We start from the raw sequence: 19,398 nt of genomic DNA, 5'->3' as shown, positions 1-19,398 counted from the left end.
TGGCAATTATGTACGGTAAACTTTTTGGATAGGACTGCAAAATAATCAGCTTATTTGATAACTACGTTTTCAAGATTTCTTTTAGGAGGCTCAGTTTTCAGCAAAGTCTTCACGAAGAAATCGCGTTTTTTTCGCCTTCCGTAAATTCCACCATCACTATGTCCCATTCCAGGTACACATAAAAATTCAAAGTCTTTATTGGCCTTAATTAAGGCATCGGCTAAGCGGAAGGTAGACTCTGGTGGCACATTCTCATCGGCCTCCCCAACGATTAACAATAGATCTCCCTGCAGCTTTGCGGCATTCGTGATATTGGACTGTTCTCCATAATGCGGCCCCACTGGATATCCCATCCACTGCTCATTCCACCATTGTTTGTCGATCCGGTTATCGTGACAACCACAAGCAGAAACAGCAGCTTTATAAAATTCGGGATGAAACAATAGTGCACCGGTAGAATTTTGTCCGCCTGCAGAGGTTCCATAAATACCAACTCTGCTGATATCTGCCTGAGGATACTTTTTAGCAAGTTCTTTCATCCACAAAATCCGGTCTGGAAAACCAGCATCAGCAAGATTTTGCCAGCATATATCGTGAAAAGCCTTCGAACGGTTTGCCGTGCCCATACCGTCAATTTGTACGACAATAAATCCCAGCTCAGCCATACTTTGCATTTCGCTGTAAGGCAGGAAGTTTTTAGGCACAAAACTGTCGTGCGGGCCTGCATAAATATATTCGATAACTGGGTATATTTTATTAGGATCCATTTTGGAGGGCTGCCATACTACACCCCAGATATCGGTTTGTCCATCTCTGGCCTTGGACACAAATACTTCAGGCAATTTTACTCCGGTTTTAAGGAAATCTGCAGTGGTACCTTCTTCTAATGTTAACACCGGTTTACTGTTGGCTACCTCTTTCAAAACAGACACAGGGCCAACGTTAACCTGTGAATATGTATCAAGGTAATATTTGCGGTCGGGAGAAAAAGTTACCTGATGATTTCCTTTTTCGGGTGTTAAATCCACTCGTCTCTTTCCGTCAAAAGCAATACGGTAGTGGTGAATGAAGTAAGGATCTTCACCACTGGTGATGCCACTTGCCCTAAACCACACCTCACGTTTAACAATATCTACACTGTCGACTGCACGCACAACCCAATTGCCTTTGGTAACGGGCTGCTGTTTCCCGGTGATGGTATTTATCAGATAGAGATGATTATAGCCGTCTTTTTCGCTACTCCAGATCATCTCATTAGTTTCCGGCAGATATCGGGTATAAATACGATTTTCATAAATGAACGTTTGTGTTTGATCGTCAAGAATATTCCGGGTTTTACCAGTCTGCACATCAACCTCTATTATACGGAAACGCTGATGTCCACGGTCTACTTTTTCATACGTGTAAAAACGGTTATCTCCCTTCCGCCAATGTAATTCAGGAGGGCCAAAAAAGTCAATAGGCTCTGCATTAACCTTAACCTGCTTGTTATGAATAACGTCAAATACAGTGGGTGTATAACTAGTAAAATCATCGCCGGGTTGTGCGTATTCACGTGATTTCAATTCTCCACGTGTGGTGCCTTCTACAGAACTGAGTACATAATGTACTTCCTTTATTTTTTTAGGGTCAATTCGGTAACCTACCAGCGTCTTACTATCCGGCGACCAGGTAAATTCTCCATAGGGCTTTTCTTTATTCCCATCGAAGGATAATTGCACTTCTTTACCAGTCTCCAGGTCTTTTACATAAACATTGCCGCCCTTTAACAGCAATTGTTTCTTTCCATCTGGTGATTTCGACACTTCTGGAATAGCCTCCCAACGAGAACGATTACGTTGTAATGGTTTACCGGCATTGTAAATCTCGGTTAAAGTATCTGTGGTAGATGTATATTGATAATCTGCTAAATTTACTTTTAACCACTGATTATCCGTTTTCAAAGTTACCTGGTCCGCTTTTTCATTGAAGAATAGCTTCGTGATTTTGAGCCGGCCTGGATCTACCAATTTCGCTGTCGCTTTTTGCAGCACCAGTGCCATACGTTCGGAGTCAAAAGCTTTTTTGCGACTACCGGTACCAGCGTTTACATAAATATATTCCCAGTTTTTATCGGATAGATTTCTCTTATACCAAAATGACCGTTTGTCTGCCTGCCAGACCGGCAATATTTGGTTATTGAGTTCTACTTTTCGTAATAATGTGTCCAGCTGATCTGCTTCCTGGTAATTTAATGCCATTTGGATCGCATCAGGTTTATAGATGTTAAGGCTCTGCTGTGCATGTAGGGAGAGGCCGGATAAAGTGCAGCCGATTACGATAGTCGCTAAAAAAGACAAGTGCTTCATAAATTTTTTCTTTTGAACTTTTCGATAAGGTAATAAACTGGAATGCCCAATAGAGTAATGATGAGACCAGGCCAGGTATAATTGGGCTTATAAATCATGAGTAAGATACAAAAGGACATGCCCATCAGAATATAAATCAGTGGAAGGAACGGATATCCAAAAGCTTTATAGGGGCGATGTGCCTCAGGCCGTTTCTTGCGAAGGATGAAGATGCCAGCAATAGTTAACATATAGAACATGACTACCACAAAAGATATCATATCCAGAAGGTCGCCATAACGTCCGCTTAAACACCATAAACTGGCAAATAAACATTGAATCCAAAGACCAAAAGCCGGTACAGCATTTTTATTCAATGTACCGACCTTTTTAAAGAATAAACCATCTTTAGCCATAGAATAATAAACGCGCGCGCCAGCCATAATAAGCCCATTGTTACATCCGAAAGTGGAAACCATAATCATGAGGGCAATGATAACTGTGCCCCAGCTTCCGAAGATTACCTTAGACGCGGTAACTGCGACCCGGTCTTTGTCTGCATAAGCCATGTCATGCAGCGATAAAACCCCGGTATACATCATATTAGTTAATAAATATAAGATAGTGACGATGACGGTACCCAAAGCCAAACTAAGTCCGATGTCTCGCTTAGGATTCTGTATCTCTCCGGCAATAAAAGTGACATTATGCCAGGAATCGCTACTGAAAATCGAGCCAACCATAGCCGCAGCAATTGCCCCAAAGGCTGCCATGGTGGTATAAGTACCCAAATCGCCATCAACCGAAAGTGGTTGAAGTACCCATGCATTTTTCCAGTTAGTTGCCCAAATATCTTTGTCGAGAAAGATTAGACCAAACACAATTAATCCAAAAAGGCTCAACAGTTTAGTCAGTGTAAATGTGGTCTGTATAATTTTACCACTGTTCACTCCCCTGCTGTTGATATAAGTGAGTAAAACAATTACGCCAATGGCAAGCAATTGAGCGGGTGATACCTGTAGAAAACCGAAGTCGATAGCTATCAGATCTTCATTAAACACCGGGAGAAGATAAGCTGTAAATTTCGCAAAGGCGACACCTACCGCAGCAATCGTTGCGGTTTGGATGACGGTAAAAAAGCTCCATCCGTATAAAAAACTAATTACTGGATTATAGGCTTCTTTTAAATAAATGTATTGACCACCAGCTTTGGGAAACATCGCGCTGAGTTCTCCATAACTCAAAGCGGCAGTAAGGGTCATAAAACCAGTAAGCAGCCAGACGATCATCAGCCAACCTGAACTCCCGACATTCCTGGTGATGTCGGCGCTAACAATAAAGATCCCAGAACCGATCATACTGCCAGCAACCAGCATAGTTGCGTCCATTAATTTTAAAGTAGGTTTAAATCGCGTGGTTTCGGACTCCATTTCTATTTAGGATTAGACAGGTTATAAAACTTCCATTGCGTAGTAAAATCTCTGGTAAGTACTTGGTTAGTGAGCGTAGCACGAATGAGTTCTACCGGAATCAGGTTCTCTTTCATCACAGCTTCATGGAATGCTGGGAAGGTCATTTTACCACTATCTACCAGTTCATGCCGCAAGGCTGTAATTTGTAAACCGCCTAACATATAGGCTACCTGATATAAGGGACTGTAATCGCCCTGAAAGGAACGTCGTACCTCTCCCTCAGCATTTGCGCGTTCATGGCCAACCCGATCGACCAGAAAATCTACACACTGTTTTGGGGTCCATTTACCCAGGTGGTAATTAAGGGAAAACAAGATGCGTGCACAACGGTGCATGCGCCAGAACAGCATTCCAATTCTTTCTTCAGGCGTTTTGGCAAAGCCTTTTTCATAGAGCAAAAGTTCCCAGTATAATGGCCAGCCTTCGACACTGAAAGGCGTAGTAAACATACTACGATAATTTTTAAACCGACTATTCATATAGTATTGGAGGTGATGACCTGGCAATAGCTCATGCTGTACAGTACCCTTGGAAAAGTAAGGATTATTGCCACGCATGCTCATTAGTTTATCTTCTTGAGTCATGGTATTGGTCGGGTAAGAAATACTGATCTCTTTACCACCGGTAAAAAAAGGATTGACCAACTGGCGCTCTGGTGACATCATCACCATCCCCCAGGTTTCATTTGCCAGAGCTGGAATTTCCATTAGATTATTAGCCTTTATAAAACTTAAAGCTTCTTCTTGAAGTTTAACAATCAGGGCTGGTTGTTCGCCTAGTGGTACATAAGAATTTTTCACCTTCTCCTGTGCCTGTTTCCAGTCTGCTCCAAAACCCATCTCTTTGGAAGCTTTCAACAACTCTGCATCACAGAAAGCAAACTCCTTTTCAGCAATTTTAATAAGGTCTTCTGGGCTATAAGGAATAAATTCTGTCTGAAGCTGTCGTTCCAATTCAGCTTTTCCTACAGGAAGCCCCTTAATCCCATAATTGTTAGCTTCAGTGATCGACTGCAGCTCATCTTCTTTACCCGACAAAAGTCTTTCATAGTCTGTTAAAGCCTTATCTAATGACTCGTATGGTTTAGGTACCCACCAGGTGAAATTGGGATCAAAGCCATTGTAAAAAACATAGAAACTGTTTAATCGGGTTTTCAATCCCGAAAGCACTTTTTGAAGGTCTCTCTTATCGCCCTCAGTAATTCCCTGTAGTTTAAAATTCTTAATGGCTAGATAAACATCAGCAGTTAACCGGTTCATTTGCCCCGCAACTTCGATACCTTGTAACCGATCGCCCCTTCGTCGTTGTTTTTCTAACAAATAGATCTCCTGCGCAAATGGAAGAAATTTACTAATGACCTTCTCTTTCGATGATTCTATCGTCAAGAGATGAACGTTAGCACTAATCTCCTTTTTAAGCAGCAAATAATCGATTTTACCGTAAATGCTGAAAACATCAAAATTGAGTGTTTTAAGTTGTTCTGAATAATTCTGGTTAACTTCCAGTAAACGTTTTCTTTGTTCTGGTGACTTATAAACATGGGCAATGCGTTGGTAGAGACTGCCAGGATAGGTTATAAAAGGGGAGTAAAAATCTTCAATAGCAGCGATGTCGCTTTGGTAGGTGGCCATCGTGGTACCCATTTCACTAGTCTGTTCGTATAAGCTAGCCGGTATTTGTTGTTGAGCAAACACAAAAAAAGGCAATACAAGGAGATATGAAAAGCAAAGCAAGCCCCTGAAGAACCTGCTGCCTTTCAGCACATTTTTTATATACATTTTACAAGAATTTAGACAGTAGCACTGTCTCATTAAAAATGAAGATTGTTAAGCAGACAAGCGATTAACCTTACTTACATTATTGTAGGCATCCACGTATGCTCTCGGCGATTGACCAATGATGTTTTTGAATACCCTGTTAAAATTGGTAATGCTATTGAAACCTGATTTATAGGCAACTCCAGAAATGCAATCTGTTTTACTGCTGGCGATCAGACTTTTGCAGGCGTCATTAATTCGAACCTCATTGAGAAAGGACACAAAGGTATGGCCGGTGTGTTTTTTAAAATACCTGCAGAAAGCCTGAGGTGTCATATAAGCAGCATTCGCGATATCTTCCAGCGCAATTTGATTGTTGTAATTACGCATGATATAGTTAAGGATGTTACTGAGCCTGACACCTTCCGTTTCCGAAATATCAGATGAATACAATTGTGAACACAACGGTACCACTTGCTCTTTAATACTATGCAGGCTATTTAACAAATCGACGAGGTTAAACAGGACATCTGTACCTGAAGCTTCATGCACCTGAGATACCTTTGTCGTGATCTGGGCAGCATAATCTGAAGGGATAATGAACCCGTGTTTATTATTTCTCAGAAAAGTACTGATTATATTCATCTCCGGCAGGTTAAACAATCCACCCAAAACGCCCGAAGGGTTAAAGTACAGGGAACAGGCCTCTATATTTTTATCTTCATCAGTAAAGTATTCCGGGTTAGATTTAAATAGATGTGGAAGATTAGCTCCAATTAAAAACAGATCGCCCGAACGAAAAGAGTGCATATTATTGCCTGCAATAAGGGTCCCCTCCCCTTTTTTCACCCAGGTAAGCTGCCATTCGTCATGGCGATGAAGATACTGATAAAAAAAAGGCAGGTTGATGTGTTCGGATATCACGCTCTTATCATCCGGTACAAGCATTGTAAATGGAAGTACTTTCATGGTTGGTTGGTTTGGTTTGGTTGATTTAGGTTGTTAAACGTTAATATACAAATATTAACATTCAACAACCTAAGACTGCATTAAACCGGTTAATATCCGGTTATACTTAGCTAAAATACGTCATTTTAACGTTTAATAAAAACATAATTATAATATCAAATAATTCCTGATTAATATCCCGGATTCTGCTTTAAATTAGGGTTTTTAGAAATTTCATCTTGCGGGATTGGGAACAAACTACGGCTTGGCGCCTGCGGTGAGTGATTAAACCATTTCTTAGTCGAAAATACACCAAAACGAATCAGATCCTGTCTGCGGTGTGCCTCGGCGGCAAACTCCCAACCTAACTCATCAAGAAAACGACCAAACTGTATGTCTGCACCACCGTTTACCGCATCAACTGTACCATCAGGTCTTTGCAATCCATATTGATAAACACTACCCTTTAACAAGTCAGCACCGGTAACACTTGCTTTTGAAGCATTTCCCTTAAATGCACGTTGTCTCACTTGAGTTACCAACGCAGCTGCTCCATTAGCATCTCCTGTTCTCAATAGGGCTTCTGCCTTCATCATAAGCACATCTCCATAACGTAAAAATGGAAAGTCATTATCCATATTGCCGGTTGCATTGGGTTTAATAACGAACTTCCCGATACGGTACCCTTGATTTCCAGCTGCTACAATTCCATCCAGACCACCCATTCCTGGAACAAAATTAACATACGTAATGAGCACCTGCCCTGTTAAAGGGCTAACTTGAGGCCCCTGAATCCAAGTGTCTTTTAAACGGCTATCTTCTTTGTCATAGGTATTGATAAACTGGGGTACGGCACAGTTTCCACCCCAAGGTTGGGCAGTCATCTGAAATACTGCCTGGCTCAACGGATCCAGCGTTTTCAAATGGATTTGGTTGCCTTTACCATAAATTTCATCATAAGGTATTGCAAATATGATCTCTGAAGAATTCTGGTTGGTATAATTAAACGTGTCTGAATAATTATTATCTAAACGATACTTCGCACTAGCGATAATATCGTCTGCTTCCCGGATACATTTAGCATATTCGGGGGTACCCACATAAACACCTGAATTAAGGTAGATTTTGGCCAATAAGGCCTTTGCCCCCCATTTATTCATCCTACCGTAAGTAGTAGCGGCATCTTCACTGAGCATGGGTAAAACTTCGTTAAGCTCTTTAACGACAAAGTCGTATACTTCCTTCCTGGTATTTTGCTTTGGCAGAGAAATATCTTTAAAATCGACTACGATCGGCACATTTCCATGATTGTCCATCAGCATATAGTAGCCTAAAGCCCTGACTGCCCGAAGTTCAGCTGTGGCTGCACCTTTAATTTCTCCAAGATTTAACGTGCCTTCGTCCAATTGCGACAGCACTGTATTTACCTTCGTGATCGCGGAGAAAGCGTTTTGCCAGGTATTATACGGTTGCCATTCCTGGGTTGTCCAGGTATGCTGATGCATGCGTCGATAAGTACCGGCGTCGTCCCATCCATTGGGGCGGACAGGCGTAATGATTCCATCAGCTGCTTCTTCCTGCAAATCGAAGTATCCCTGCCACCCACACATAACCGTTCTTAACGATGCGTATGCTGGTGCCAGAATTGCCGGCAAATCCTTTTCTGTAGGTTGAAATTGAGAAGGGAGTACCTCTGAATAAACCTCTTCATCGAGTTTTTTACAGGAACTGATCGTAACTCCACAACCCAAAACTCCAATAAATATATATTTAACAATATTCGTTTTCATGATTCTATAATTAAAACTAAAATGAAACATTAAGACCAGCGGTGAACGTACGTGTGGTTGGATAAGCATCCCTGTTCTCGATACCTGGAGCGAAGGTAAAATCACCTGTGTAACTTACAGCTTCGGGGTCAAGACCTTTGTATTTTGTAATGGTGATAAGGTTCAAGCCAGAAACGTAGAATCGTAGATTTTTAACGCCTTTAACGAGCTTGTCACCAAAAGTGTAACCCAGAGTAACGTTATCGATCTTGATATAGTCGCCTTTTTCGATATAATCGCTTACGTAAACCAGGTCATTATTTAGTTGCTTGCCATATTTAGGGTCGTACGCCGTAGCTAAAGCATTGTAAGCCTTATTCACAGGGTTTTCGTAATACATTCTTTGCATATTAAGTACATCGTGACCGAAAGCACCACGGACGTTAACAGATAAATCGAAATTTTTGAAGTTAAAGGAGTTGTTCCAACCCAACAGATACTTAGGAATACCATTTCCGTAATACTGACGGTCATCGGGAGAAGAATCAGAAATGGAAATCACCTTACCATCTTTACTTTCTACCAACCATTTACCATTTTCATCTACACCAACGCTTTTCAATACGAAGAACTGACCGATTGGCCCACCTACTTTCACACGGTGAGTCGACGTCTGGGTCGGCTCACCAGTATAACCTGCATCAAAGAAATCGGCAGTCACATCAAATTTATCATTTGACAGGTTCACCAGTTTATTTTTATTGGAGGAATAGGTTACGTTAGAATTCCATTTGAAAGCTCCGGCGTCAACCACCTTGAAGTTTAGCAGCGCCTCAAAACCTGAGTTCTTCATAGTTCCGGCATTAATCAGCATACTTTCAATTAAATATGGTGGCACCGGTACCCGGAAGTTATAAATCAAATCTTCTACTGTTCTGGTATAATAATCGAATGATCCCGTAATTCTATTGCCTAACAGGCCAAAATCCACACCTACGTTATACTCTTTTTTCTTTTCCCAACGCAAGTCCGGATTAAAGTTTCTTGCCGGCACAAAACCCTGTACCCATTTCCCATTAATGAAAGCACCTTGGTCATAGGTGAAATTATAACTGGTTTGAGACATATATGGATCATTAGCTATCGTACCTGTTACCCCATAACCAGCTCTGATTTTCAAGTCAGTTACGAGTGACACGTTCTGCATAAAGTCTTCTTTACTCACTCGCCATCCCACAGATGCCGCAGGAAAAGATCCCCAGTGGTAGTTCTCGCCAAATTTAGAAGAACCTTCTCTCCTGATACTGGCCATAAACAGGTATTTCTCGTCCCAGTTATAAGTTAAACGACTGAAAAAACCAGCTAGCTGCCATTTACTTTTATAACTGCCCATAGTGGCTAAACCTCGTTGTAATGCCGATCCGGCTTCCAATTTGTTCCAACTATAGGCATCAGTTGGAAAATCGAAGTTATAAGCATTAAAACTTTCATAAACAGCATCCTGCCAACTATAGCCACCTAACACACTGAAGTTATGCTTTCCAATAGTTTTGCTGTAGTTTCCAGTGAACTCCACCAGGTTCTCTACATTTGCGTAAGTGGAACGTGAAGCTGTCCCGTTAAGTTGTGCCTTGGTTGTATTGACGTGATCGAAAGTAGTGCTATTTCCATATAAATTGGTGTTTTGTACATTAGAGACCATTAATTTTAAGTTCAAGTCTTTGACAGGACTATAAGCCAGACTACCGTTGATACGCATCTCTTTAAAGGTATTATCGCTTGTAGTTTCATAGATTCTTCCTAATGGATTGTCATAATTGTAAATGTCTCTTTCCTGCCATTTACCTTTTTCATTATAAATATGATCGGTGGGATTTCTGATAATTGCCTGACGGTACGCATAACCATCTGCACCACCTTGTTCAGACTTGGTTACCCGGTTGATAATCTGTAAATTGGTTTTCAATTTATCATTAAACATCGCATGATTTAAGGATGCCCTTACATTGACACGCTTCTGACCAGAACGGAGAAATATCCCCTCCCAGTCACGATAATTGACTGATCCTGTAAAATTGGTGGTATTGTTACCTCCAAAAATTGTCACATTATGGTTTTGACTCACTGGGTTTTGAAGGATTTCATCCAACCAATTCGTGTCACCACCATAGTCTATATAGGGCTTGCCCTCACTAATTAACCGACGATAATCGGTTGCCGATAACATTTCTGGTTTTTTGGCTATCTGCTGCACACTAGCATAGTTAGCATATTCAATGGTTGATTTAGAGCCTGATTTATTTTGCCTGGTGGTTATTAAAATAACCCCTCCCGTAGCACGTGTACCGTAAATAGCGGCAGCAGAACCATCTTTTAATACATCGATTGACTCAATATCTTCCGGAGAAACGGTATTCAGACTTCCCGGAACCCCATCGATTAAGATCAAAGGTTCAGAAGCTCCACTTATAGAATTTAATCCACGAAGGTTTATTTGTGTACTCGCGGTAGGATCGCCAGATGGAGTGGTTATCCTTAAACCAGCTACTTTTCCTTGTACGAGTTGCGCAGCATCACGCACCGCCCCCTTCACAAAATCTTCGGACTTCACCGTTGCAATAGCACTCGTTACTTCACCCTTTTTCTGGGTTCCATATCCAACCACCACCACCTCATTGAGCCCGCGACTTTCTGCATTCAGTTTCATATCTAAATTGCTCCTTCCCTCTAGAGCAACTTCCTGTGCTACATAACCAATGTAGGTAAATACTATTTGTGCATTTGTCTTGGAAACTTTTAGGCTGTAATTACCATTTTGGTCTGTACTCGTCGCATTTGAAGTACCTTTTTCCTTCACAGAAACGCCGATAAGGGTGGTCGCATCTGTGGCATCCCTCACATTTCCTTTAATAATGTTTACATCCTGTGCAAAGAGCTGACAGGGTAAAAATAACAACAAAAGAATCCAGATTCTTTTGTATGCCTGATGATAAGGTTCATTTTTCACTTTCATGTTCATCTTGTTTGGTTCAACTAATCAAACGACTAGTAGTCTACAAGTTATGTTCAAAAAAATGAATCTAGTTTTCGTATATTATCAGGTAATACCCGGTTTTTACCCTCTTATCTGGATGGTGAAAATGGATGTATATCTATATCTGTTTTTTGTTCTGAAATAATTTGGCTAACCAAGTACCCCGTGGCGGGACCAAGACTCATACCCATCATTCCATGCCCGGTAGCGACCACCAAATTATCTCTTTTTATGTGTCTTCCTATATAAGGCAAGCCATCAGCAGATGAAGGTCGGAAGCCGAACCAAATGTTTTCTTTAACTGGTAAAGAAGGAGTTAGGTCAGGAAAATATTTAGGCACTGATTCTACTATTCCCTTCACCCGATCCATATTGATGCGGGTATTTATTTTATCCAGTTCCATCGTGCCGCTATACCTGATACTTCCATTCATTGGGGTTATGGCCACTCTTGCTTCGCAAAGTAATGCCGGAATAGTCATGCGCTGCAAGGGCTCAGGCTCCATAAAAGAATACCCTTTACCCGGCATTAAACAAACTTTTATCTTCATCATCTTTGCTATCGCCGGTGACCACGATCCTGTAGCTAAGACATATTGGTCGGCTTCCCACACTGTTGTGCCTGTATAAACCTTGGTAATCTTTGATCCCTGGGTTTCAATATTAGTCACTTCATGGTTGCGGACAATCTTGATGCCTGCCTTTTCAAGAAAACGTAATAGTGCATTCATTACTTTTGGCGGACTCATATGTGCATCATCACGAAAATGAACTGCCCCCAAAATATCCAGGTTTAATTCCGGCTGCAACTGCCTGCATTCGTCCGCAGTAAGTATGGACATATTAACGCCCAATTCGGTAGCAGCCCGTGCTAAATGTGCCTCTTCCTCAGCAGCGCGCTCTGTTTTGTACATGGAAAGGATACCATTACTTTGAAGTTCGAAATCAAAATCAGGTTCTTCAGCCAATTCAGTATAGAACTTCTTGCTCAGTAAATTAAGCTCTTTTAAAGGGACTGCCGATTCGGATACATGGCGGGAATTGGCATGTTTTAAAAACTTTATTCCCCAGTTAATTAGCTCCGGGTTCAAAGATGGACGAACGTAAAAAGGGCTTTTCCGGTTAAACATCCAACGGATACCTTGCTGCACCATCCCCGGTGCAGCAAGTGGCACAAAATGGCTTGGAACAATCATACCGGCATTTCCGAAAGAACAATTGTCGGTCAAATCCCCCTTATCCAAGATGGTTACAGTATGACCCTTTTTATGGAGGTAATAAGCCGAACTCAGGCCCACAATACCCCCACCGATAATTAATATATTTGACATGTATGTATTGATTAAATATAAAGAAGATTAAATCACCTGGAATCCAAAGGCATAAGGGTCATCATCATCAATTTTGATTGTGTTATAACCAAATACTTTAGCCCAGCCTTCCACACTCGGAATAATCGCGTCCATTCCGTTCAATTGGATCACTTCTTCTACTTTTCCTGTAAATTTGCTACCAATAATACTCTCATGTATAAAAACATCACCTTTTTGCAACTTGCCTTTGGCGTGCCACTGCGCCATACGGGCTGAAGTACCCGTTCCACATGGTGAACGGTCAATTGCCTTATCACCATAAAAAACAGCATTTCTTGCTGTGGATGTTGGATCCAGCGGTGCGCCTGCCCAAAGAATATGGCTGCAGCCGTTGATCGTTGGATCAAGCGGATGAACAAAAGAATGGTTTTGATTAATCCGTTTTCGGATTACCTGGCTCCAGCTTATTAACTGCGAACCCGTAAAATCCTCGATCCCCTTAAAATTCTTCTGAGGGTCAATGATAGCATAAAAATTACCTCCGTAAGCGACATCAAAAGTCAAAGTTCCCAGATCCGGACACTCGACTTCTAAATTTGATGCAGCCAGGTAGGCTGGCACATTCTGCAGCTTTACCGAAGTAACTTTATTTCCGGTTTGCTGATATTCAATTTTCACCAAACCGGCTGGTGCTTCCATACGGATAATACCAGGCGTAATAGGTTTTACCAGCCCTTCTTCTATAGCAATGGTGATGGTACCGATAGTTCCATGTCCACACATTGGCAAACATCCGCTAGTTTCAATAAATAAAACAGCTACGTCATTTTCCGGATTATGGGGTGGGTACAAGATACTTCCCGACATCATGTCGTGACCACGCGGTTCAAACATCAGTCCTGTACGGATCCAATCGTATTCTCTTAAAAAATGCTGTCTTTTCTCACTCATATTAGCCCCATTAAGTACAGGACCTCCACCAGCCACCAGTCTTACTGGATTTCCGCAAGTATGTGCATCTACGCAAAAAAAAGATTTGGTCATTGTTTAGTCCAGTTTAGATCCATCAATCTATATATGCCTAATGGGTTTTGTGCTTTAAGCGCATCTGGAAGTAAATGATCATCCCAGTCCTGCCAGGCCATGGGCCTCACAAAGCGGTAAACAGCTGTCGATCCAACAGAAGTAAAACGACTATCGTTGGTTGACGGATATGGCCCTCCATGTTGCATGGCTGCACACACTTCTACACCTGTCGGCACACCATTTAACAGCATACGGCCGGTTTTATCTGATAGTTTATTGATCAGTTCAGAATAGTCTTCCAGTTCATTTTTTTCCGACATAATGGTTGCTGTCAACTGGCCTTCCAGGGACTCGACAACAGCCGTTAGTTCCGCTGCATCTTCTGCCACGACTATTAAAGAATAAGGGCCGAAAACTTCCTGCTGTAATCCTTTATTCATCAGAAAAGTTGCTGCACTTACCGTTGCAATCCGCGCAACAGACTGACTCTGCAATTCTTGATTAACTACTGTTGATTCGGCGATTAAAGTAATCCCATTTGTATGAAGAACAGCTTTTGACAAGTTGTTATAATTTTCGCATATACCAGGGGTAAGCATAGTAGCAGAAGGTGTTTCTACTATGGCTGCCGCAAGATCTGCTTTAAATAAATCCAGAGACGGCGATTTTATGGCCAACAGCAAACCAGGATTGGTACAAAACTGTCCAGCACCCAAAATAATAGAAGATGCACATTGCGCCGCTAAGGTCTGATGTCTCTTTTGGAGGGCCTCAGGCAATAATACGATCGGATTAATACTACCCATTTCAGCAAATACGGGAATAGGAACCTCCCGTTGATGTGATAATTGGATAAGTGCGTTTCCACCTTTAAAAGAACCCGTAAATGCGACTGCTTTGGTTTTTGGATGTTTAACCAGATGTGTACCGATCTCATAGCTGTCATCATACAACAGGGAAAATACACCTTTAGGCACACCAGTAGTTTCTATAGCTTTCAAAATAGCACTTCCGACCAGGGCACTGGTACCTAAATGTGCAGGATGAGCTTTAACTACTACAGGACAACCTGCCGCCAATGCCGAGGCTGTGTCACCACCAGCAACCGAAAAAGCAAGTGGAAAATTGCTTGCTCCAAATACAACAACCGGCCCTAAAGGCACAAGCATCCGGCGAATATCTGCTCTGGGCAGTGGCTTCCGGTCTGGCAAGGCGACATCAATAATTGCGTTTACCCATGATCCTTCTTCTACCAGGGTCGCAAACATGCGCAGCTGTCCGATGGTTCTACCCATTTCGCCTTGTAAACGGCCTATAGGAAGACCACTCTCCTGAGCCGCCCGGGAAAGCAAATCTTCTCCCAACTGAGATATTTCATCTGCTATTGCCCTTAAAAAAGCGGCCTTTATATCTTTATTAAGGTTTTTGTATTCCTGAAAAGCAAGTTCTGCGCCTTTCAAAGCATCATCTGCATCTTGCAGGCTTGCGGTATTAAAACTTCCCGTTAAGGTCTCTCCAGTTGCCGGATTAATGGCATGAAAGCCAGGTTCAGAAGAGTTCCGGTAGGTAGAACAAACTATATTGCTGTATGTCATATGATCGTTGTTTATATTCCCCAGCTGCCTTCAGGTAATTGTGGGCGGACCGCAAGGGCATCATTTATAATTTTCAGTACACTTTCTCGCTCTGCTCCTTTTATCGCCAAACGAGGCGCGCGAACTGCCTCTGTTCCAATACCGGTAGCTACTTCAGCCAGTTTAATATATTGTACCAGTTTAGGCTTGATGTCCAATTCCAGAACCGGTAAAAACCAACGATAAATGGTTAAAGCTTCGGCAATTCTATTCTGTTTGACCAGCCTGAAAATAGCCACGGTCTCTTTCGGAAAAGCATCAACCAATCCTGCCACCCAACCGTCGGCACCCATTACCAGGCACTCCATCGCAATAGGATCCACACCAGTAAAGATTTTAAAACGATCACCAAAACGATTAATCATACGGGTAATATTGGAGATGTCTCTGGTTGACTCTTTGACCGCTTGAATATTACTGTACCTTGCCAGATATTCAAACATATCCAGTGTAACTTCGATTTTATAATCTACGGGATTATTGTAAATCATAATCGGCAGGTCAGTGCTTTCTGCAACGGCAGAGAAAAATGCTAATGTTTCTTCAACATCCGAATAATAGCGTAAGGGTGGTAATAACATTAAGCCATCAGCACCTAATTGTTTCGCTTTAATTGCCACATCTACGGCTTTCTTAGTCGTCGATTCGCCAATGTTTAATAATACCGGAACCCTGCCGTTTACTTCTTTCAAAGTGTGGGATAATAAGTCTAGTTTTTCCTCTTCAGTTAACACACTGGCTTCTCCAAGAGAACCACATAATATGATCCCATCAACGCCAGCTTCCAGCTGTGCTTCCAGGTTTATATTAAATGCATTAAAATCAAGTTCATCATTTGCAGTAAACTTAGTTGTTACCGCAGGAAATACGCCAGTCCAATTGATACTCATGTTTTTTAGTTTTGTCTGATTAAATATATTTGCTTTAAATTCTTCAATTACTCTTCTTCAAAGTTAAAGCTGCAGCCTCCCAAACTATTACCTGATATTAACCAATACAACCTGTAATTACACCTATCTCGTTTTAACCGCTTTGATATAATACATTTTCTCAAATCCTTCAACCGTTACCAGTGCCTGCTGTCCTTGATCTAATTTTACCTGTTGCCAGGTTGCCGTCGGAATAATACGCATAGTAGCTGTACCAGCTTTTTTAAGCACCAATGGAAGGTTAAATCCTTCGACTGCACCAGTCCAGCGATGATATAAATTACCTTTGTCTACATAAAACTCCAGAGTGGGGATATTTGTGGTTCTTAAATATTGATCAAAGACCTTTGAATAATCGTATTTCCCTTGTTTCGCGATATAATCTTCTACCTGTGCTGAGGTAATGGTCTGATGATAAAACACTTTATTCAATCCCCGGAGTATTGACCTGAAAAGATCATCGTTATTCATACTGTGGCGAATAGTATGCAGAAGATTTCCTCCTTTAGGATACATATCACCACTTCCCATCTCATTAACGCCATAAGCAGCGATAATTGGTTTGTCATTGCGAATGCCACTACGAATACCATAATTATACATATTACCTGCCTGTTCTCCGAAATGGTAATCCGTAAAAAGTGTCTCACTGTAATTGGTAAATCCTTCATGTACCCACATGTCTGCTAAGTCTCTGGTCGTAACATTGTTTCCAAACCACTCATGACCGCTTTCGTGGATGACTATAAAATCCCATTTCAGCCCCCAGTTTGTACCCGATGCATCTCTGCCCAGGTATCCAAATTTGTACTTATTTCCATAGGAAACTGCCGACTGGTGTTCCATTCCGGTATGTGAGGCATCAATCAGTTGGTAGCCATCCTCATAAAAAGGATAAGGACCAAACCAATGTTCAAATGCCTTAAACATTTTATGAACCTGATCTGGCAGGTAGTCTCCGGCCTTTTCTCTATTGTAATCCAATACCCAATAATTCACATCCAAGGGGCCTTTTTCACCTGCATATTTTTCTTTAAAATTCACATACTTACCGATGTAAGGGATGATACAGTAATTACTGATCGGATTTACTACATTATATTTATAGGTAGTCGTTCCATCATAGTTATCTTTTTTAAACAATAAACGACCATTACCTACCGCAACCAGACTATCCGGCACCGTCATTGTAAGCGAGGCACCTTTATCTGGTTCATCGCTTTGGTGATCTTTGTTTGGGTACCACACCGAAGCTCCTAATCCCTGGCAGGCAACAGTCATCCAGGGACGTCCCAAAGAATCCCTGGTAAAAATAAACCCGCCGTCCCAAGGCGGACGAACAGCTTCATGCACTTTTCCATGATAATAGATATGCACACTATTTTGTTGTTTTAATTCTTGTTTAGGAACCTGGACATACCAAACATTACCTTCTTGTTCAAACTTTAACCGGCTGCCATCTTTATACAATACGCTATCTATAACCAAAGGGACCATCAGGTCAATCTGCATCCTGGTCCGACCGTCGTGGCCTTTCACTACATTGTAAACAATCTTATTCGAACCCTGGATAGTTTTGCTGTTATAATCTGGTTTCAAACCAATTTCATAACGTTGGACATCCCACCAGGTACGTTCGGGTAACAAACTGCCACGTAAAGTATCGGCACGACTGAAAGATTTTCCAGGTTTCAACATTTCCTGTGCAAAAACGTTGGATTGGCTTAATGGAAAAAGGGACATGCAAAGCAGTCCCCGTAATAATATTTTCTTCATTTCTATAAAAAATTAAAAGGCTTCGGCTCTTATGGCCTCAATCTCGTCTGTCGTCATAGCAAGGTGTTTACCCAGCATTTCATGACCGTTAGGGGTAATTAAAAAGTCGTCTTCAATCCGAATTCCCGAGAAATCCCGGAATGCCTCTAGCTTATCGTAATTGATATAGTCACCAAACTGTTTTGAAGCGCCCCATTGATCTATCAATTCTGGGATAAAATAAAGCCCCGGTTCCACGGTAACTACGTAACCAGATTCCAGTTTTTTAGCCAGCCGTAATGACTTCAGCCCAAACTGTGTCGTATTTTTATTCAGCTTATCTGTGTAACCCACATAAACTTCTCCAAGATCCTCCATATCGTGAACATCCAGTCCCATCATGTGTCCTGTACCACATTGAAAAAACAGGGCATGGGCACCCAGAGCAACAGCATCATCAATATTGCCTTTCATTAAACCTATATCTTTTAACCCATATGCCAGGGTTTTACAAGCCTTAAGATGAACATCGAGATAAAGCACTCCATTACTCAAGAGCTTAACGGCTTGGTTGTAGGCTTCCAACACGATATCGTATACCTCTTTTTGGTTAGTGGTAAATTTCTTACTGACTGGAAATGTACGGGTCAGGTCACCTGCATAACCCAAAGCAGTCTCCACACCAGAATCATTGAGTACCAATTGGCCTTCCTTTAAAGTATTTCCATAATAATGGTTATGTAAAATCTGCCCCCTGGTGGTAACAATAGCAGGATAAGCCAGCTGGCCACCACTAGCCACAGCGGCCTGTTGTATGGATGCTACAAGGTCTCTTTCTGTCTGCCCGGGTTTAGCAGTCTGCATGATCAAATGGTGGATATCAGCGGAGATAGACGCTGCCTGATTAATCTCATGTATTTCTTCGGCAGATTTTATGGACCGCTGTGCGATAACAGCTTTAGTAAATGTTATGCTGGCGGATCCGGGTAGTTCGTCTATCGCTAAGCCGAGCGCCTGAGATAAACGTATTTTGTTCTCGCTTCGGTAAGGTGGCAAAAAATGTATCTGCCTGCCTTTCGCCCGAGCTCGTCCAAGATAATTTTCTAACTCGGATGAGGCCTGCAGGAAATCCAGTCCAACGGATGCACATTTCTCCTTCAGGGTTTCCTGTCTTCCCATCCATACGATATCATCCAGACTCATTTCATCGCCAAAAACAATTGCTTTTTGCTCATCCAGATCAATCAGCGCCGCTAAATGAGGTTCATTGAGTGCAAAATAGTAGAGAAAAGTACTGTCTTGCCTGAAATGATAGGTATTGTCTTTAAAATTGATAGGGCTTTCTTCATTCCCCATGAAAAGTAAAATGCCGGAACGTAAGGTCAATGCCAACTCATTGCGCCTGTTATTATAAACTTCTTTAGCAAACATATT

Annotated in this window: 12 protein-coding genes; all 12 read right to left on the bottom strand. The window is 41.7% G+C overall.

The window, feature by feature from the left end:
• Positions 1-50 precede the first annotated feature (50 nt).
• The 12 genes from BLR53_RS04335 to BLR53_RS04280 all read right to left on the bottom strand — a co-directional run bounded on the left by BLR53_RS04335 (position 51) and on the right by BLR53_RS04280 (position 19,395).
• A complete protein-coding gene (locus tag BLR53_RS04335) occupies positions 51-2,348 on the bottom strand; it encodes a S9 family peptidase (protein ID WP_074587564.1) in 2,298 nt (765 codons plus the stop codon).
• Positions 2,345-3,757 carry an APC family permease gene (locus BLR53_RS04330; protein ID WP_074587561.1) on the bottom strand — a complete coding sequence of 471 codons (1,413 nt, stop codon included), beginning with the start codon at positions 3,755-3,757 and terminating at the stop codon, positions 2,345-2,347. The genes BLR53_RS04335 and BLR53_RS04330 overlap by 4 nt, the downstream gene beginning before the upstream one ends.
• Before the next feature lie 2 nt (positions 3,758-3,759).
• Complete coding sequence (locus BLR53_RS04325; protein WP_074587559.1) at positions 3,760-5,577, bottom strand: DUF885 family protein; 1,818 nt, start codon at positions 5,575-5,577, stop codon at positions 3,760-3,762.
• A gap of 48 nt (positions 5,578-5,625) precedes the next feature.
• Positions 5,626-6,525 (bottom strand): AraC family transcriptional regulator, encoded by a 900-nt coding sequence (locus tag BLR53_RS04320; protein WP_037443679.1) that lies wholly within the window; start codon positions 6,523-6,525, stop codon positions 5,626-5,628.
• Positions 6,526-6,695: 170 nt separating this feature from the next.
• Positions 6,696-8,294: a RagB/SusD family nutrient uptake outer membrane protein gene (locus BLR53_RS04315; protein ID WP_074587556.1), complete on the bottom strand. Its 1,599-nt coding sequence runs from the start codon at positions 8,292-8,294 to the stop codon at positions 6,696-6,698.
• Between the two features lie 16 nt (positions 8,295-8,310).
• Positions 8,311-11,286 (bottom strand): SusC/RagA family TonB-linked outer membrane protein, encoded by a 2,976-nt coding sequence (locus BLR53_RS04310; protein WP_074587554.1) that lies wholly within the window; start codon positions 11,284-11,286, stop codon positions 8,311-8,313.
• Positions 11,287-11,396: 110 nt separating this feature from the next.
• The gene (locus tag BLR53_RS04305) at positions 11,397-12,638 is read right to left on the bottom strand and encodes an NAD(P)/FAD-dependent oxidoreductase (protein ID WP_074587552.1); all 1,242 of its coding nucleotides are present in this window, start codon (positions 12,636-12,638) and stop codon (positions 11,397-11,399) included.
• Positions 12,639-12,665: 27 nt separating this feature from the next.
• On the bottom strand, positions 12,666-13,664 hold the full coding sequence (locus BLR53_RS04300) for a 4-hydroxyproline epimerase (RefSeq protein ID WP_037443687.1): 999 nt from the start codon (positions 13,662-13,664) through the stop codon (positions 12,666-12,668).
• Positions 13,661-15,241, bottom strand: a complete 1,581-nt coding sequence (locus tag BLR53_RS04295; RefSeq protein ID WP_074587549.1) for an aldehyde dehydrogenase (NADP(+)) — start codon at positions 15,239-15,241, stop codon at positions 13,661-13,663. The genes BLR53_RS04300 and BLR53_RS04295 overlap by 4 nt, the downstream gene beginning before the upstream one ends.
• 11 nt (positions 15,242-15,252) lie before the next feature.
• Complete coding sequence (locus BLR53_RS04290) at positions 15,253-16,170, bottom strand: dihydrodipicolinate synthase family protein (protein ID WP_037443691.1); 918 nt, start codon at positions 16,168-16,170, stop codon at positions 15,253-15,255.
• 123 nt (positions 16,171-16,293) lie between these two features.
• The gene (locus BLR53_RS04285; protein ID WP_218122970.1) at positions 16,294-17,985 is read right to left on the bottom strand and encodes a M1 family metallopeptidase; all 1,692 of its coding nucleotides are present in this window, start codon (positions 17,983-17,985) and stop codon (positions 16,294-16,296) included.
• A 12-nt stretch (positions 17,986-17,997) separates the two neighbouring features.
• Positions 17,998-19,395: an aminopeptidase P family protein gene (locus tag BLR53_RS04280; RefSeq protein WP_074587544.1), complete on the bottom strand. Its 1,398-nt coding sequence runs from the start codon at positions 19,393-19,395 to the stop codon at positions 17,998-18,000.
• Positions 19,396-19,398 lie beyond the last annotated feature (3 nt).

Origin of the sequence: Pedobacter antarcticus, assembly GCF_900103515.1 — a bacterium.
Classification (GTDB): Bacteria; Bacteroidota; Bacteroidia; order Sphingobacteriales; family Sphingobacteriaceae; genus Pedobacter; species Pedobacter antarcticus.
The sequence above is the reverse complement of the archived record's forward strand: the minus strand, read 5'-3'. Positions and strand labels throughout refer to the sequence as shown.

Coding starts and splice junctions, on each gene's coding strand:
- BLR53_RS04335 (WP_074587564.1), bottom strand. CDS start 2,348: ATGAAGCACTTGTCTTTTTTAGCGACTATCGTAATCGGCTGCACTTTA.
- BLR53_RS04330 (WP_074587561.1), bottom strand. CDS start 3,757: ATGGAGTCCGAAACCACGCGATTTAAACCTACTTTAAAATTAATGGAC.
- BLR53_RS04325 (WP_074587559.1), bottom strand. CDS start 5,577: ATGTATATAAAAAATGTGCTGAAAGGCAGCAGGTTCTTCAGGGGCTTG.
- BLR53_RS04320 (WP_037443679.1), bottom strand. CDS start 6,525: ATGAAAGTACTTCCATTTACAATGCTTGTACCGGATGATAAGAGCGTG.
- BLR53_RS04315 (WP_074587556.1), bottom strand. CDS start 8,294: ATGAAAACGAATATTGTTAAATATATATTTATTGGAGTTTTGGGTTGT.
- BLR53_RS04310 (WP_074587554.1), bottom strand. CDS start 11,286: ATGAAAGTGAAAAATGAACCTTATCATCAGGCATACAAAAGAATCTGG.
- BLR53_RS04305 (WP_074587552.1), bottom strand. CDS start 12,638: ATGTCAAATATATTAATTATCGGTGGGGGTATTGTGGGCCTGAGTTCG.
- BLR53_RS04300 (WP_037443687.1), bottom strand. CDS start 13,664: ATGACCAAATCTTTTTTTTGCGTAGATGCACATACTTGCGGAAATCCA.
- BLR53_RS04295 (WP_074587549.1), bottom strand. CDS start 15,241: ATGACATACAGCAATATAGTTTGTTCTACCTACCGGAACTCTTCTGAA.
- BLR53_RS04290 (WP_037443691.1), bottom strand. CDS start 16,170: ATGAGTATCAATTGGACTGGCGTATTTCCTGCGGTAACAACTAAGTTT.
- BLR53_RS04285 (WP_218122970.1), bottom strand. CDS start 17,985: ATGAAGAAAATATTATTACGGGGACTGCTTTGCATGTCCCTTTTTCCA.
- BLR53_RS04280 (WP_074587544.1), bottom strand. CDS start 19,395: ATGTTTGCTAAAGAAGTTTATAATAACAGGCGCAATGAGTTGGCATTG.